This window comes from Streptomyces sp. T028 (assembly GCF_048159505.1).
Taxonomy (GTDB): domain Bacteria; phylum Actinomycetota; class Actinomycetes; order Streptomycetales; family Streptomycetaceae; genus Streptomyces.
This window is the reverse complement of sequence record NZ_JBLRVZ010000018.1, coordinates 15,150-30,103: the sequence shown is the minus strand read 5'-3', so window position 1 is coordinate 30,103 and position 14,954 is coordinate 15,150. Positions and strand designations below refer to the sequence as shown.

Sequence of the window (14,954 nt, the reverse complement as noted above, 5' to 3'; positions counted from 1 at the left end):
AAGCGCCCCATTCCGCCGAGAATTTGCCGCTGTAGCGATCAGGTGAACCCCCGTGCAGTGCGTTCGCACTTCCCCCGTATGCCAGGTAACTCCCCCTCTGCGGCCGCGTCCAGGGGTCTCGTGGCCCTGCTTGTGGACTCGCTGTGCGAGTGGCGAGAATTCACATTCCGGCAATGTGGGCCCGTACCTTCGCGCCATGGCCAAGGCACCCGTTCTCACCCCGCGGGCTGACGACTTCCCCCGCTGGTACCAGGATCTGATCAACAAGGCCGAACTGGCCGACAACGATCCAGTGCGCGGCACCATGGTCATCCGACCGTACGGGTACGGGCTGTGGGAGCGGATGCAGGCCGTGATTCTCGCGATCAAGGGCGACGAGGCGGTTCTGGCCAAGGTCCGCGAGCTGGGTGACCGGCTGAAGGCGGCCGGGATCCGCCGTCCGTGCCGGAGGAGGACCAGGCGCTGCTGCTGACGCAGTCCCTCCAGCGGCGCGAGGCGCGGACAGTGGAGGTGGCCACGCCCGGGGAGGCCGTCGAGGCGGCCACGTCCGGCCGCTGGGCCCGTATCCCCTGGGCGGTCCTGGGCGGTCCTGGGCGGTCCTGGGCGCGGAGGGCGAGGCTGCGCTCGCCGAGCACGCCGTGACCGTACGCTGTCTCGTCGCCGAGGACGGGTCGGTGCCGGACGCCGAGGACGCGCCCGGTAACGTCGCGGTCGTCGCGCGCGCTTACTGAGAGGGCACGCTCCGGCGGGCAGAGCGACCGAAACGCCTCTTGCGCCTCGCCGTACACCTGTTCCCCGGCGCGCGGACAAGGGGTACGCGCCGGGGCGTACGGGGAACTACGCACCACCTTGGGGTGAGCTGTGAGGCTTCTCCGCAGATCGGCGCACCCGCCCTCGTCTCCACGCATCAGCGGCAACTGACGGGTACGTGCAAATTATTTGGGATGCCCCGGAATAGGAACACAGCGGCACTCCCGCTCGTTGTCATTACGTGAGCACGACACAGACACCACCTGTTCTCGCCGCAGAGCTGGCACAGGCGTGGGCCGACATTCAGCGGTACCACCCCGAGCTGCCCGACCTTGCCGCGCCAGAGTCCCTGATCGGGGAGTCGTCGTCCGCCTGCGGTCACGAGCTCTCCTTCGAGCGACTGCTCCATGAGGCAGTCCATGGCATCGCCGCCTCCCGCGGCGTTCGCGACACATCCCGCGCCGGCCGCTACCACAACCGCAGATTCCTCGCCATCGCCGAGGAGCTGGGCCTGGACCACCCCGAGGAACCGCACCCGAGCAGCGGTTTCTCCCTGGTCACGCTCAACCCCGAGGCCAAGCGCCGCTACCGCCCGACGATCGAGCGCCTGCAGCGGGCCCTCAAGGCCCACACGGCGGCCACCTCCGCCGACAGCACCACCCGCACCTTCCGCGGCCCCGCCGCCCGCCACGGCTCCTCCGGCGGCGGCGTCCGCGTCAAGGCGGTCTGCGACTGCGGTCGCAACGTCCGGGTGGTCCCGTCGGTCCTGGCCCAGGCCCCGATCGTGTGCGGCGGCTGCGGCAAGCCGTTCCGCATCCCCGAGATCGCGGGCGCGGCGTAACGGCGAACGGCCCAGCACCGGCATCTCGTGGCTGTCGGTTCGGGTCGCGACGGGGTGTACGCAACTGCGGGCAATCGTGCCTCCCCCAGTGCCTTGAGGGCCTGGGGGGACCCCCAGGCGGCACGGGTGGGCGCAGCGGCACCCCGTCAGCGCCGGGCTGCGCACCCGACGTACGCCCACCGCGACGCCGGGTGCGTTCCAGGCATGCCCGCGCTCCGCAACCCCTCGCCCAAAGCGACCCGCAGGGTGTGGCAGAATGGTCAGCTGTACTCGACAGCCGCACAGGACCCCTCTCTCCTCCGGCTGACGCGTCCATCGGGCACTCGGGTACCGCAACCCCACGCGGCTCTCTCGCCGTGCCCAACCACGTCAAAACCAGGAGAACCCACTCCCGTGGCAGTCAAGATCAAGCTGAAGCGTCTGGGCAAGATCCGTTCGCCTCACTACCGCATCGTCGTCGCCGACTCCCGCACCCGTCGTGACGGCCGTGCGATCGAGGAGATCGGCAAGTACCACCCGACCTACAACCCGTCGGTCATCGAGGTGGACGCCGACCGCGTGGCGTACTGGCTCGGTGTCGGCGCGCAGCCGACCGAGCCCGTGCTCGCGATCCTGAAGAAGACCGGCGACTGGCAGAAGTTCAAGGGCGAGCCCGCCCCGGCTCCGCTGCTCGTGGCCGCGCCCAAGAAGGCGCGCCCCTCGTTCGAGGCCCTCGGTGGCGACGACGAGGGCAAGGGTGAGGCGATCACCCAGAAGAAGAAGGCCGAGAAGAAGGACGAGGCTGCCGCTGAGTCCGAGTCGACCGAGGCCTGAGCATGCTCGAGGAGGCTCTCGAGCACCTCGTGAAGGGCATCGTCGACAACCCTGACGATGTGCAGGTCGCTTCGCGCAACCTGCGCCGCGGGCGCGTTCTCGAGGTCCGGGTCCACCCGGACGACCTCGGCAAGGTGATCGGCCGCAACGGCCGCACCGCACGCGCTCTGCGCACCGTCGTGGGCGCCATCGGCGGCCGCGGAGTCCGTGTCGACCTCGTCGACGTGGACCACGTCCGCTGACGTATCGCAGCACCGGCTCGGGCCGGGGAGGGCCATGGGGCCGTCCCCGGCCCGTAGTCGTATCGGTCGTATCGACAGGAGAATTGGACACGTGCAGCTTGTAGTCGCACGGATCGGCCGCGCCCACGGCATCAAGGGCGAGGTCACCGTGGAGGTACGTACCGACGAACCGGAGCTCAGGCTCGGCCCCGGCGCCGTGCTCGCCACCGATCCCGCCGGCGTGGGACCGCTCACCATCGAGACGGGCCGCGTGCACAGCGGCCGTCTGCTCCTGCGCTTCGAGGGCGTCAAGGACCGCAACGGCGCCGAGGCCCTCCGCAACACCCTCCTGATCGCCGAGATCGACCCGGAGGAACTGCCCGAGGGCGAGGACGAGTACTACGACCACCAGCTCATCGACCTGGACGTGGTCACCGAGGACGGCACCGAGGTCGGCCGGATCACCGAGATCTCGCACCTGCCCTCCCAGGACCTCTTCATCGTCGAACGCCCGGACGGCACCGAGGTGATGATCCCGTTCGTCTCGGAGATCGTCGTCGAGATCGACCTGGAGGAGCAGCGGGCGGTCGTCGCCCCGCCGCCCGGTCTGATCGACGACCGCGCCGAGATCGACTCCTCGCAGGACGACGCCTCCTCGCAGGACGACGCCTCCTCACGGGACGAGTCGTAATGCGCCTCGACGTCGTCACGATCTTCCCCGAGTACCTGGACCCGCTGAACGTCTCCCTCGTCGGCAAGGCGCGCGCGCGTGGACAGCTCGACGTACGGGTGCACGACCTGCGGGAGTGGACCTACGACCGGCACAGCACCGTCGACGACACGCCGTACGGCGGCGGGCCCGGCATGGTCATGAAGACCGAGCCCTGGGGCGACGCCCTGGACACGATCCTCGCCGACGGCTACGAGACCGGATCCACGCTCCCCGCGATCGTCGTCCCCACCCCCAGCGGCCGCCCCTTCACCCAGGAACTCGCCGTCGAACTCTCCGAGCGGCCCTGGCTGATCTTCACCCCGGCCCGCTACGAGGGCATCGACCGGCGGGTCGTCGACGAGTACGCCACCCGCCTCCCCGTGTACGAGGTCTCCATCGGCGACTACGTCCTCGCCGGCGGTGAGGCGGCCGTCCTCGTCATCACCGAGGCCGTGGCCCGGCTGCTGCCCGGCGTGCTCGGCAACGCCGAGTCCCACCGCGACGACTCCTTCGCGCCAGGCGCCATGGCAAGCCTCCTGGAGGGCCCCGTCTACACCAAGCCGCCCGTCTGGCGCGCGAGGGAGATCCCGGACGTCCTGCTCAGCGGCCACCACGGCAAGATCGCCCGCTGGCGCCGCGACGAGGCCCTGCGCCGCACCACGGCCCACCGGCCCGACCTGATCGAGCGCTGCGAGCCCAGGGCCTTCGACAAGAAGGACCGCGAGATGCTCTCCATCCTGGGCTGGGCACCCGACCCCGAGGGCGAGCCGTACGGCCGATTTTGGCGCAGGACCGAGGGCGTGGAAGAATAGACCGCTGTTGTGCGCCGTCCGGCGTGCGCCCCTGCCACAGGGGGACACGACGCCCGCCCCGACGGGTACGGCAGCCTCTTGCTGAAACCTAGCTACCGCTGATGACCTGTGGCATCGGCGAAGAAAGCAGACGAAATGTCTCACCTGCTCGACTCCGTCGACGCCGCGTCGCTGCGCAGCGACGTCCCGGCCTTCCGCCCGGGTGACACCGTCAACGTCCACGTCCGCGTCATCGAGGGCAACCGCTCCCGTGTGCAGCAGTTCAAGGGCGTTGTGATCCGCCGCCAGGGCGCCGGTGTCCGCGAGACCTTCACGGTCCGCAAGGTCTCGTTCTCCGTCGGCGTCGAGCGCACCTTCCCGGTGCACACCCCGATCGTCGAGAAGATCGAGCTCGTCACCCGCGGTGACGTGCGTCGCGCCAAGCTGTACTACCTCCGTGAGCTGCGCGGCAAGGCCGCGAAGATCAAGGAGAAGCGCGACAACTGAGCCCGCACAGTGGATCCACTGGTGATCCACTGAGCACACTCGGGAGATCCACAGAGGGGCCGGATAGCATCTGACCCCGATGGACACCGAAGCTCAGCCGACGACGGAGCGCGACCGCTCCTCCCGCCCCGATCAGGGGTCCGTGGAGGGACGGTCGCGTTTCTCGTTGACGGCGTGGATCACCGAGCGGCTGCCGGGCGGCCGGATCAGCCTCACCTTGCTGATCTGCCTGGTGTTTTTGCTGTTCCTCAACGCTTTCGTGGTCCAACCGTTCCAGATTCCCAGCGGATCCATGGAAAACGGATTGAGGATCGGCGACCGCGTTCTCGTAAATAAGTTGGCGTACCGTTTCGGTGCCGAGCCGCGGCGCGGCGACGTCGTCGTGTTCGACGGCACCGATTACTTCGGGAACTCCGACTACGTCAAACGCGTCGTGGGGGTAGGCGGGGACCACGTGGTCTGCTGCGACAAGGAGGGGAGGATCCGGGTGAACGGCCGGTCGGTCGACGAGTCGACCTTCCTGTATCCAGGCGACAGCCCGTCCACGGTGGACTTCGACGTCACGGTTCCCGAGGGCACCCTGTTCGTCCTCGGCGACCACCGCGGTGCCTCCAGCGACTCCCGCGACCACCTGGGCTCACCGGGCGGCGGCATGATCCCCGTGGACCGGGTGATCGGCCGCGCCGACTGGATCGTATGGCCGTACGGACATCTGAGCCGGCTGTCCCGCCCGAGCGCCTACGCGCGCGTGCCCGCCGCGAGCGGCCAGGGGGCGAGCGGCTCACGGACGGCGGCGGGTGCCCATGGGTAACCGAGGCAAACCCCGCGGCGTTCCCTCCTCGGCCGCGGACCAGCTCCTGCCCACCGGCGCCCGGCGCGCCGCCAGCCCCGCCGGCGGCCGTACGCGTGCGGAACGGCGCAAACTCCAGCGCAAGGTCAAGCGCAAGCGCAGGCGGTCCGCCGTACGGGAGATACCGCTGCTGGTCGGCGTCGCCGTCCTGATAGCGCTGGTCCTGAAGACCTTCCTGGTGCAGGCCTTCGTCATCCCCTCGGGGTCGATGGAGCAGACGATCCGCATCGGCGACCGCGTCCTGGTGGACAAGTTCACCCCGTGGTTCGGCTCCAAGCCGCAGCGCGGGGACGTCGTCGTGTTCAAGGACCCCGGCGGCTGGCTCAACGACGAGACGACCACGACGAAGAAAGAGGACCCCGTCGTCGTCAAGCAGGTCAAGGAAGGGCTCACCTTCATCGGTCTGCTGCCGTCCGACAACGAGAAGGACCTCATCAAGCGGGTCGTCGGCGTGGGCGGTGACCGCGTGCAGTGCTGTGACACGGAAGGGCGAGTCACCGTCAACGGCGTTCCCCTGGAAGAGGGAAGTTATCTCTACCCCGGGAACAACCCGTCCGACGCCGCGTTCGACATCACCGTCCCCCAGGGGCGGCTGTGGGTGATGGGCGACCACCGCGCGAACTCCGCGGACTCCCGCTCCCACCAGAACACGGACTACGGCGGCACGGTCTCCGAGGACGAGGTGGTCGGCCGGGCCATGGTGATCGCCTGGCCGCTCGGACACTGGGTGCGCCTCAAGGAACCGCAAACTTTCTCTTCGGTGAGCGGCTCGACCGCCACGACGGCTTCCGCCGCCCAGGCGTCGCATAGGGTTGCCCAGGACGTTCCGAACGGAACGATCCGACAACTCCCGAGCCCTGCGGAACTCCCGCTCGTTATGGGAGTAGTGGGCCTGCGCCGGGCATGGGGCAGGCGGCGGCACGGAGTGAGGAGTTGGCGTGGGGGATGTGGCGGTTGGCGCACGGTCCGGGCACGAAGGCGAGGAACACCGCGGTCGTCCCGTGGACACCGCCGACCCGGCTGGGGACGGCGCCGTGACCTCCGGGAGTGACCCGGCGGCGGGCGGCGAGGGCCCGCCGGCGGACGAGCCCCCCGGGGGCGGCGGCGACGGTCCGGGCGACCGGACCCCGAAGGCGAAGAAGCCGCGCTCCTTCTGGAAGGAGCTGCCGATCCTGATCCTGATCGCGCTCGTCCTCGCGCTGATCATCAAGACCTTCCTGGTGCAGGCGTTCTCGATCCCGTCCGCGTCGATGGAGAACACCCTCAGGGTGGGCGACCGGGTTCTCGTCGACAAGCTGACCCCGTGGTTCGGCTCGGAGCCCGAGCGCGGCGAGGTCGTGGTCTTCCACGACCCGGACAACTGGCTGGCGGGCGAGGCGACGACCGAGCCGAACGCCGTGCAGACCTTCCTCAGCTGGATCGGCCTGATGCCGTCCGCGGAGGAGAAGGACCTGATCAAGCGGGTCATCGGCGTCGGCGGCGACACCGTCTCCTGCAAGGGCACGGGCCCGCTGAAGGTCAACGGCAAGGCGCTGGACGAGCCGTACGTCTACCCGGGGAACACCCCGTGCAGCCAGGACGACCAGGGCGGCCAGTTCACGGTGAAGGTCCCCGAGGGCTCCGTCTGGGTCATGGGCGACCACCGGCAGAACTCGCGGGACTCCCGCTACAACCAGTCGGACAAGAACCACGGCATGGTCCCCGTCGACCAGGTCGTCGGCCGCGCCATCGTCAAGGCCTGGCCGATCACCCGCTGGGGCACGCTGCCGGTCCCGGACACCTTCGACCAGTCCGGCCTGAACGACCAGTCCTCGGCCTCCGCGGCCCTGACGGTCGCCCCGGAGGGCCTCGCGCTCGCCGGCACGGTCCCGGTGGTCCTGTGGCGCCGCCGACGCGCGGCGGCGGACTCCGCGAACGGCTGACCTTCGCACCGCTTGCTCCGTAAACCCTTCGCCAAGGTTGTGACCATGGTCGGGGGACGAGCGGGGAAGAGCGGGGAAGAAGGGCTGACCCGGTTCGGTACCGCCGGGTAGGGTGCGGACCCATGGGCGGCGAGAGCACGACACGTACGGCCCCGCGCAGCGGCGGTGGCACCAGCAGTGGCCCGGTGGGCAGCCGGACCGGACAGCGTCTGTCCGGACTGGTCGTCGCGCTGGGCCTCGTGCTGTTCCTCGGCGGTTTCGGCTGGGCGGCGCTGGTCTACCGGCCGTACACCGTGCCCACCAGCTCCATGAGCCCGACGATCGAGGGCGGCTCGCGGGTGCTGGCCCAGAAGGTCGACGGCGACGAGGTGCGCCGCGGTGACGTCGTCGTGTTCAGCGACAAGCAGTGGGTCAGCAACGCGCTCGTGGTCAAGCGTGTGGTCGCGGTCGGCGGTGACACCGTCGCCTGCTGCACCGAGGGCAAGCTGACCGTCAACGGCAAGCAGATCGAGGAACCGTATCTGCCCGAGGGCAGCCTGGCGGAGATCCAGGACTTCCCGACCGTGAAGGTCCCCGAGGGCCGGCTCTTCCTGCTCGGCGACGAGCGGCAGGGGTCCCTGGACTCCACCGCCCACCTCACGGACGCGGCCCAGGGCACGGTGGCGCGCAGCGCGGTACGGGCCCGGGTGGACGCCGTCGTCTGGCCCTGGAAGGGCATGCTCAAAAGCCCCACGGGCTTCAAGTCCCTGGGCGCCCTGTCCCAGCCCGGCCCGCTGCGGGCGATGCTGTGGATGGTCGTCGGCGGAACCGTGCTGATCCTCGGCGGCGCCGCGTACGAACCGGTCGCCAAGCGGATCTCGGGCCGCCGCGCCCGCACCCGGCCGGAGCCGGCCGGTGCCCGCTGAGACCACGGACGTGGCCGCCGGCATGGACGGGGCCGGTCTGCGCAAGGTCGCCCGGGTCGTCCTCCTCGATCCCCGGGACCGCATCCTGCTGCTGCACGGCCATGAGCCGGACGATCCCGCCGACGACTGGTGGTTCACGCCCGGCGGCGGCGTGGAGGGCGACGAGACCCGTGAAGAGGCCGCGCTGCGGGAACTCGCCGAGGAGACCGGCATCACGGACGTCGAGCTCGGACCGGTGCTGTGGCGGCGGACGTGTTCCTTCCCGTTCGCCGGCCGCCGCTGGGACCAGGACGAGTGGTACTACCTGGCCCGTACGACGGTGACGGCGACCCGCGCCACCGCCCTGACCGAACTGGAGCGGCGCAGTGTCGCCGGAGCGCGCTGGTGGACGTGTCAGGAACTGGGCCGGACACATGAGACGGTGTATCCCACCAGACTCGCCGAGCTGTTGGGCAGGCTGCTGGACGAAGGTCCCCCGGCCGGACCCATGACCCTCGACACGGAAATCGTCTAGGGACTCACGGGACTGGCGCACAATGGGGGGATCGCACGGCTGAAGGGGAACATGCCATGAGCGCCGAGGACCTCGAGAAGTACGAGACCGAGATGGAGCTGAAGCTCTACCGGGAGTACCGCGATGTCGTCGGTCTGTTCAAATACGTGATCGAGACCGAGCGGCGGTTCTACCTGACCAACGACTACGAGATGCAGGTGCACTCGGTCCAGGGCGAAGTGTTCTTCGAGGTCTCGATGGCCGACGCCTGGGTGTGGGACATGTACCGGCCGGCGCGGTTCGTGAAGCAGGTGCGGGTGCTCACGTTCAAGGACGTGAACATCGAGGAGCTGAACAAGAGCGACCTGGAGCTGCCGGGCAGCTGATGTGTCCGGCTTGTGGGTGACGGAGTTATCCACAAGAGGTGACTCATCCACCAAGATCCACTTCGGTGGGGTGGGTGCGTGAGTGTGGGCGCCGGAGGTGGTGCCTGCATGAACGCACGAGGTGCGATGGGCAAGTACGGCGAGGACGTGGCCGCGCGACGGCTGTCCGAGGCCGGTATGACGATCGTGGAGCGCAACTGGCGCTGCGGCAGGACGGGCGAGATCGACATCGTCGCCCACGACGGGGACGTCCTCGTCGTGTGCGAGGTGAAGACCCGCAAGGGCGGCTCCTACGAGCACCCGATGGCCGCGGTGACCCCGCGGAAGGCGCGGCGGCTGAGGGACCTCGCGGAGCGCTGGATCCAGACCCATGGCGGCGCACCGCCCGGCGGCGTCCGCATCGATCTGGTCGGAGTCCTGCTCCCGGACCGCGGAGCCCCCGTCGTCGAGCATGTGCGGGGGGTGGCCTGAGATGGGGTTCGCGCGCACCTGCTCGGTGGCCCTGGTGGGCGTCGAGGGAGTCGTCGTCGAGGTCCAGGCGGACCTGGAGCCCGGGGTGGCGGCGTTCACGCTCGTGGGCCTGCCGGACAAGAGCCTGTCCGAGAGCAGGGACCGGGTGCGGGCGGCGGTGGTGAACTCGGGCGGCGAGTGGCCGCAGAAGAAACTCACCGTCGGACTCAGCCCGGCGTCGGTGCCGAAAGCCGGCAGCGGCTTCGACCTGGCCGTCGCCTGCGCGGTGCTGGGCGCGTCGGAACGGATCGACCCCCGGGTCCTCGCCGACATCGTGATGATCGGGGAGCTGGGGCTGGACGGACGGGTGCGCCCGGTCCGGGGCATCCTGCCCGCCGTGCTGGCCGCGGCCGGAGCGGGCTACGAACAGGTCGTCGTCCCCGAATGCGCGGCGGCCGAGGCCTCGCTGGTGCCGGGCGTCTCCGTGCTCGGGGTGCGCAGCCTGCGCCAGCTGATCGCGGTCCTCGCGGACGAACCCGTGCCCGAGGAGGACCCGGACGACGTCGGCCGCCCGGATCCGCTCCTCGCCGGCCTGCGCATGCCCGGCACGGGCGCGGCCACGGGGATGCGCGGCGTCGGCGCCGCACAGCAGGACCAGGGGCACGATCTCGCCGACGTCGTGGGGCAGCGCTCGGCGCGGACGGCTCTGGAGGTCGCCGCGGCCGGCGGTCACCACCTCTTCCTGGAGGGGCCGCCGGGTGCGGGCAAGACCATGCTCGCGGAACGGCTGCCGGCCGTCCTTCCCGCGCTGACCAAGGAGGAGTCCCTGGAGGTCACGGCGGTCCACTCGATCGCCGGGCTGCTGCCACCGGGCAAACCGCTGATCGACGTCGCCCCCTACTGCGCCCCGCACCACTCGGCCACCATGCAGTCGCTGGTCGGCGGCGGGCCGGGGATCGCCCGTCCCGGTGCCGTCTCACTGGCCCATCGGGGCGTGCTCTTCCTGGACGAGGCCCCGGAATTCAGCACCCGGACCCTCGATGCCCTGCGTCAGCCCCTGGAGGCGGGCCATGTCGTGGTCGCCCGCAGCGCGGGCGTGGTGCGCTTCCCGGCGCGCTTCCTGATGGTGCTCGCGGCCAACCCCTGCCCCTGCGGCCGTTTCTCGCAGCGGGACACCCTGTGCGAGTGCCCGCCGTCGGCGATCCGCCGCTACCAGGCCCGGCTCTCCGGACCGCTGCTCGACCGGGTCGACCTGCGGGTCGAGGTGGACGCCGTGGGCCGGGCCGAGCTCGCTCACCGCGGACCCGGAGGCGAGTCCACGGCGACCGTCGCCGACCGGGTCGCGGCCGCGCGGGAGCGTGCGGCGGCACGGCTCGCGGGCACCCCCTGGCGGACCAACGGCGAAGTGCCCGGGCGGGAACTGCGCAGCAGCTGGCACGCGAGGTCCGGCGCGATGGACGAGGCCGAGCGGAGCCTGGAGCGGGGCGTGCTCACCGCGCGCGGGCTCGACCGCGTCCTGCGGGTCGCCTGGACCGTCGCCGACCTCGTCGGCCACGACCGGCCCGACGCCACGGACGTCGCCCTGGCCCTGCAGCTGCGCACCGGGGTGCCGCGCGGCGTGCCGATGGCGCTCGGGGCCCTGACGTGAACAGCGTCGGCGAGCCGGACCCCGGCCGGCTCGCCCGGGTCCTCCTCACCCGGGTGCTCGAGCCCGGGGACGAGGCCGGTGGGCGGTGGGTGCGGGAGCTGGGGAGTCGGGAGGTGGTGCGGCGGTTGCGGGGCGACGGGGAGCCGTTGCCCGGGGTGAGTCCGCGGCGGTGGGAAGGACTCAGGGCGCGGGCCATGGCGGCCGGGCCGGAGCGGGATCTGGAGGTGGCCGAGGCCGCCGGGGTGCGGTTTCTGTGCCCGGGCGACGTGGAGTGGCCCGGCACCCTGGACGACCTCGGGGACGCGCGGCCGCTCGGGCTGTGGGTGCGCGGCCGGCCCAGCCTGCGGATGTGGGGGCTCCGGTCCGTCGCCGTCGTGGGCGCCCGCGCCTGCACCGAGTACGGCGCCCACATGGCCACCACCATCGCCGCCGGCCTCGCCGAGCGCGGCTGGGTGGTCGTCTCCGGCGGGGCCTACGGCGTGGACGGCGCCGCACACCGGGGCGCCCTCGGCGCCGGCGGCGCCACCGTCGCCGTGCTGGCCTGCGGGGTCGACCGGCCCTACCCGCGCGGACACACCGAGCTGATCAACCGGATCGCCGAGCAGGGTCTGGTCGTGGGGGAGCTGCCGCCCGGGGACCATCCGACGCCGAGCCGATTCGTCCTGCGCAACAGGGTGATCGCCGCGCTCACCCGGGGCACGGTGGTCGTGGAGGCCGCCCACCGCAGCGGCTCCCTGGTCACCGCGCGGGCGGCCCAGCGGCTCGGCCGGCACACCATGGGCGTCCCCGGCCCGGCCACCAGCGGACTGTCCGCCGGGGTGCACGCGCTGCTGCGCGGCGAGGCCGAACTGGTCACCGACGCCGCGGAAGTCGTCGAACTCGTAGGCGACATGGGCGAGCTCGCCCCGGACCGGCGCGGCCCGGTGCTGCCCCGTGACCTGCTCGAACCGGGCGCCCGCCGCGTCCTGGACGCCCTCCCGGCCCGCCGCCCCGCCCGCGCCGAGGAGGTCGCCCGCGGCGCCGGGACCACGCCCGACGACGCGATCGCGAGGCTGTACGAACTCAGAGCACTTGGTTACGTCGAACGACACGGCGACGGCTGGAAGTTGACACGCCAGGCGATCGTGTCCGTTCGAGGGGGTCCGCAGCCGTGCTGACCGAGCGTGTTCGGCCGTCCGAGGGAACGCCGAAGACCTTGGGATTTCCCGTAGTTGACGCCCCGCCGCGGTCACCCGGAGCGACCACCGCGACCCGGTGGGGCGGTCAGCGGAACGTATCTGCGTACAAGTACGGACACGCCCTTCGCGCACCGCGACACCTCAGTCACGCTACGCTCACGAGGATTCCGGTACAGAACGGCAGCAGAGCGACTTCAGACCAGCAGGACACCCAGGTACTCCCGACTCCACGTACTTCACGGCAGAACGGCACAAGGCGACGAATGCCCCAGCACACCTCCGGGTCCGACCGGGCGGCGGTCCCCCCAGCCGCTCGCGACGGTGGCAGCGTGCGGCCGCCCGCTCCCTCGACGCTCGACGAGCTGTGGCGGTCGTACAAGGCGACGGGGGACGAGCGGCTGCGGGAGCAGCTGATCCTGCACTACTCGCCGCTGGTCAAGTACGTGGCCGGCCGGGTGAGCGTCGGTCTGCCGCCCAACGTGGAACAGGCCGACTTCGTCTCCTCGGGGATCTTCGGGCTGATCGACGCGATCGAGAAGTTCGACCTCGACCGGGAGATCAAGTTCGAGACGTACGCGATCACCCGTATCCGGGGCGCCATGATCGACGAGCTGCGGGCACTGGACTGGATCCCGCGGTCCGTACGGCAGAAGGCACGCAACGTGGAGCGGGCGTACGCGACGCTGGAGGCGCGGCTGCGGCGGACCCCCTCGGAGTGCGAGGTGGCCGCCGAGATGGGCATCGGCGTCGAAGAGCTCCACGCGGTGTTCAGCCAGCTGTCCCTGGCCAACGTGGTCGCCCTGGAGGAACTGCTGCACGTCGGCGACGAGGGCGGCGACGGGCTCAGCTTCATGGACACCCTGGAGGACACCGCCGCGGACAACCCCGTGGAGGTGGCCGAGGACCGGGAACTGCGGCGGTTTCTGGCCAGGGCGATCAACACCCTGCCCGACCGGGAGAAGACCGTCGTCACGCTCTACTACTACGAGGGGCTGACCCTCGCCGAGATCGGGAACGTCCTGGGTGTGACCGAGAGCCGGGTCAGCCAGATCCACACCAAGTCGGTGCTGCAGCTGCGCGCGAAGCTCGCGAGCTTCGGTCGCTGACCGGGTCTGACGGGTTTTGCGGGGTGGAGCGGGCGCAGTCACTCCCGTCCGGGGTGCCGCGTCCGTAAAGTGGTCGACGTGCCAAGGATTCGAGCGGCCTCCGTGGCCGAGCACCGGTCGATGCAGCGTGCCGCCCTGCTGGACGCGGCACGCTCCCTGCTGTCCGAGGGCGGGACGGAGGCGCTGACCTTCCCCGCGCTCGCCGAGCGGACGGGGCTCGCGCGCTCGTCCGTCTACGAGTACTTCCGGTCGAGGGCGGCCGTGGTCGAGGAGCTGTGCGAGGTCGACTTCCCCGTGTGGGCGGCGGAGGTCGAGGCGGCGATGGCCGCGGTGGAGGGGCCCCGGGCCAAGGTCGAGGCGTATGTGCGGCGGCAGCTGGCGCTGGTGGGGGACCGGCGGCATCGGGCCGTGGTGGCGATCTCGGCGAGCGAGCTGGAGGCGGGGGCCCGGGAGAAGATCCGGGCCGCGCACGGGGGGCTGGTCGCGATGATCGTGGAGGCGCTGGGGGAGATGGGGCATGCGGAGCCTCGACTGGCGGCGATGCTGGTGCAGGGGGTGGTGGACTCGGCTGTGCGGAGGATCGAGTTGGGGGCGGCGGAGGATCCTGCGGTGATTACGGATGCCGCCGTTGGGATGGTGCTGCGGGGGGTTCAAGGCTGAGGTCGGCCTGGGCTGGGCGGGGGTGGGTTTCCGCTTGCCCGCGCTTGCGGGGTGCGGCCTGCGCCCACCCGTGCCGCCCCAGCGGCACGATTGCCCGCAGGCTGGGGAGCTGCGCGATTGCCCGCAGGCTAGGGGGTCAGGGGGAGCAGTCTTGATGGGCCTCGCCGTAGGAGCCAGGTGGGCAGCAGGTCCAACGGGTTCAGGTACGTCCTGCCTCTCCTCAGGCCCCAGTGCAGGCACGTTGTCGGGCAGTGGGACGTCGTGGGTTCCAGTTCGGCGATCACCTCGCCCGGGGTTACTTCGGTGCCCTTCTTCACCAGGGGGCGTACCGGTTCGTAGGTCGTTCTGAGGTCCGTGCCGGTCAGTTCCACGGACAGCACACCCCTCCCCGCCACCCTCCCCGCGTACGACACCCGGCCCGCCGCCACCGCTCGTACCGGTGTGCCGGGGGCGGCCGCCAGGTCGACTCCGCGATGGCCGCGGGTGTACACCGTCGGCGGGGGTTCCCAGCCGCGGAGCACCGGTGGGCGGGTGCCCACCGGCCAGGTCCGGGCGATCGCCGGGACCGGTGGAGGAAGAGGTGGGGGCGGGGGATCCGCCCAGGCCACCGTCGCCGTCGGGGTGAGCAGCGGCAGGAGCAGCAGGCAGGTGCGGCGCAGCGCGTTCATGCGAGAACGGTCCCGCGAGCGCGCCGATCACGGCCCGCGCCTGTGGACAACCC

General features: G+C 71.1%; 18 protein-coding genes and 1 pseudogene. 18 read left to right on the top strand and 1 reads right to left on the bottom strand.

All coding sequences use genetic code 11. The annotated features are described in order from the left end of the window. Positions 1-196 precede the first annotated feature (196 nt). The 18 genes and pseudogenes from ACLZN2_RS17750 (at position 197) to ACLZN2_RS17665 (ending at position 14,233) form a co-directional block, all read left to right on the top strand. A pseudogene (locus ACLZN2_RS17750) lies at positions 197-731 on the top strand (hypothetical protein). Between the two features lie 260 nt (positions 732-991). After that, positions 992-1,591, top strand: coding sequence for a hypothetical protein (locus tag ACLZN2_RS17745; RefSeq protein ID WP_189713787.1), 600 nt, complete (start codon positions 992-994; stop codon positions 1,589-1,591). A 393-nt stretch (positions 1,592-1,984) separates the two neighbouring features. Next, complete coding sequence (gene rpsP, locus ACLZN2_RS17740) at positions 1,985-2,404, top strand: 30S ribosomal protein S16 (RefSeq protein WP_416979451.1); 420 nt, start codon at positions 1,985-1,987, stop codon at positions 2,402-2,404. Between the two features lie 2 nt (positions 2,405-2,406). Next, positions 2,407-2,646 (top strand): RNA-binding protein, encoded by a 240-nt coding sequence (locus ACLZN2_RS17735; protein ID WP_003973401.1) that lies wholly within the window; start codon positions 2,407-2,409, stop codon positions 2,644-2,646. A gap of 91 nt (positions 2,647-2,737) precedes the next feature. Beyond that, complete coding sequence (gene rimM / locus ACLZN2_RS17730; protein WP_416979450.1) at positions 2,738-3,316, top strand: ribosome maturation factor RimM; 579 nt, start codon at positions 2,738-2,740, stop codon at positions 3,314-3,316. Then, the gene (trmD, locus tag ACLZN2_RS17725) at positions 3,316-4,149 is read left to right on the top strand and encodes a tRNA (guanosine(37)-N1)-methyltransferase TrmD (RefSeq protein ID WP_416979449.1); all 834 of its coding nucleotides are present in this window, start codon (positions 3,316-3,318) and stop codon (positions 4,147-4,149) included. The genes rimM and trmD overlap by 1 nt, the downstream gene beginning before the upstream one ends. Positions 4,150-4,284: 135 nt before the next feature. Then, positions 4,285-4,635 carry a 50S ribosomal protein L19 gene (rplS, locus tag ACLZN2_RS17720; protein WP_020128707.1) on the top strand — a complete coding sequence of 117 codons (351 nt, stop codon included), beginning with the start codon at positions 4,285-4,287 and terminating at the stop codon, positions 4,633-4,635. 79 nt (positions 4,636-4,714) lie between these two features. Next, positions 4,715-5,446, top strand: coding sequence for a signal peptidase I (gene lepB / locus ACLZN2_RS17715; protein WP_416979448.1), 732 nt, complete (start codon positions 4,715-4,717; stop codon positions 5,444-5,446). Beyond that, positions 5,439-6,536 carry a signal peptidase I gene (gene lepB / locus ACLZN2_RS17710; protein WP_416979447.1) on the top strand — a complete coding sequence of 366 codons (1,098 nt, stop codon included), beginning with the start codon at positions 5,439-5,441 and terminating at the stop codon, positions 6,534-6,536. The genes lepB (ACLZN2_RS17715) and lepB (ACLZN2_RS17710) overlap by 8 nt, the downstream gene beginning before the upstream one ends. Next, positions 6,424-7,407, top strand: coding sequence for a signal peptidase I (gene lepB, locus ACLZN2_RS17705; protein ID WP_416979446.1), 984 nt, complete (start codon positions 6,424-6,426; stop codon positions 7,405-7,407). Before lepB (ACLZN2_RS17710) ends, lepB (ACLZN2_RS17705) begins: the two co-directional genes overlap by 113 nt. A gap of 122 nt (positions 7,408-7,529) precedes the next feature. Then, entirely contained in the window at positions 7,530-8,312 is a 783-nt protein-coding gene (gene lepB / locus ACLZN2_RS17700) for a signal peptidase I (protein ID WP_416979445.1), read from the top strand. Continuing rightward, a complete protein-coding gene (locus ACLZN2_RS17695) occupies positions 8,302-8,826 on the top strand; it encodes an NUDIX hydrolase (RefSeq protein ID WP_416979444.1) in 525 nt (174 codons plus the stop codon). The genes lepB (ACLZN2_RS17700) and ACLZN2_RS17695 overlap by 11 nt, the downstream gene beginning before the upstream one ends. A gap of 56 nt (positions 8,827-8,882) precedes the next feature. Continuing rightward, on the top strand, positions 8,883-9,191 hold the full coding sequence (locus ACLZN2_RS17690) for a DUF2469 domain-containing protein (RefSeq protein ID WP_005311352.1): 309 nt from the start codon (positions 8,883-8,885) through the stop codon (positions 9,189-9,191). A 78-nt stretch (positions 9,192-9,269) separates the two neighbouring features. Next, positions 9,270-9,662 carry a YraN family protein gene (locus ACLZN2_RS17685; protein ID WP_416979443.1) on the top strand — a complete coding sequence of 131 codons (393 nt, stop codon included), beginning with the start codon at positions 9,270-9,272 and terminating at the stop codon, positions 9,660-9,662. A gap of 1 nt (position 9,663) precedes the next feature. Next, positions 9,664-11,289, top strand: a complete 1,626-nt coding sequence (locus tag ACLZN2_RS17680; protein WP_416979442.1) for a YifB family Mg chelatase-like AAA ATPase — start codon at positions 9,664-9,666, stop codon at positions 11,287-11,289. Beyond that, positions 11,286-12,446 carry a DNA-processing protein DprA gene (dprA, locus tag ACLZN2_RS17675; protein WP_416979441.1) on the top strand — a complete coding sequence of 387 codons (1,161 nt, stop codon included), beginning with the start codon at positions 11,286-11,288 and terminating at the stop codon, positions 12,444-12,446. The genes ACLZN2_RS17680 and dprA overlap by 4 nt, the downstream gene beginning before the upstream one ends. A gap of 284 nt (positions 12,447-12,730) precedes the next feature. Then, positions 12,731-13,573, top strand: coding sequence for an RNA polymerase sigma factor WhiG (gene whiG / locus ACLZN2_RS17670; RefSeq protein WP_416979440.1), 843 nt, complete (start codon positions 12,731-12,733; stop codon positions 13,571-13,573). A 102-nt stretch (positions 13,574-13,675) separates the two neighbouring features. Then, positions 13,676-14,233, top strand: coding sequence for a TetR/AcrR family transcriptional regulator (locus ACLZN2_RS17665; protein ID WP_416979562.1), 558 nt, complete (start codon positions 13,676-13,678; stop codon positions 14,231-14,233). Positions 14,234-14,361: 128 nt separating this feature from the next. Here the strand turns inward: ACLZN2_RS17665 and ACLZN2_RS17660 are convergent, their stop codons facing one another. Further along, positions 14,362-14,901, bottom strand: a complete 540-nt coding sequence (locus tag ACLZN2_RS17660; RefSeq protein WP_416979439.1) for a M23 family metallopeptidase — start codon at positions 14,899-14,901, stop codon at positions 14,362-14,364. Positions 14,902-14,954: the final 53 nt, after the last annotated feature.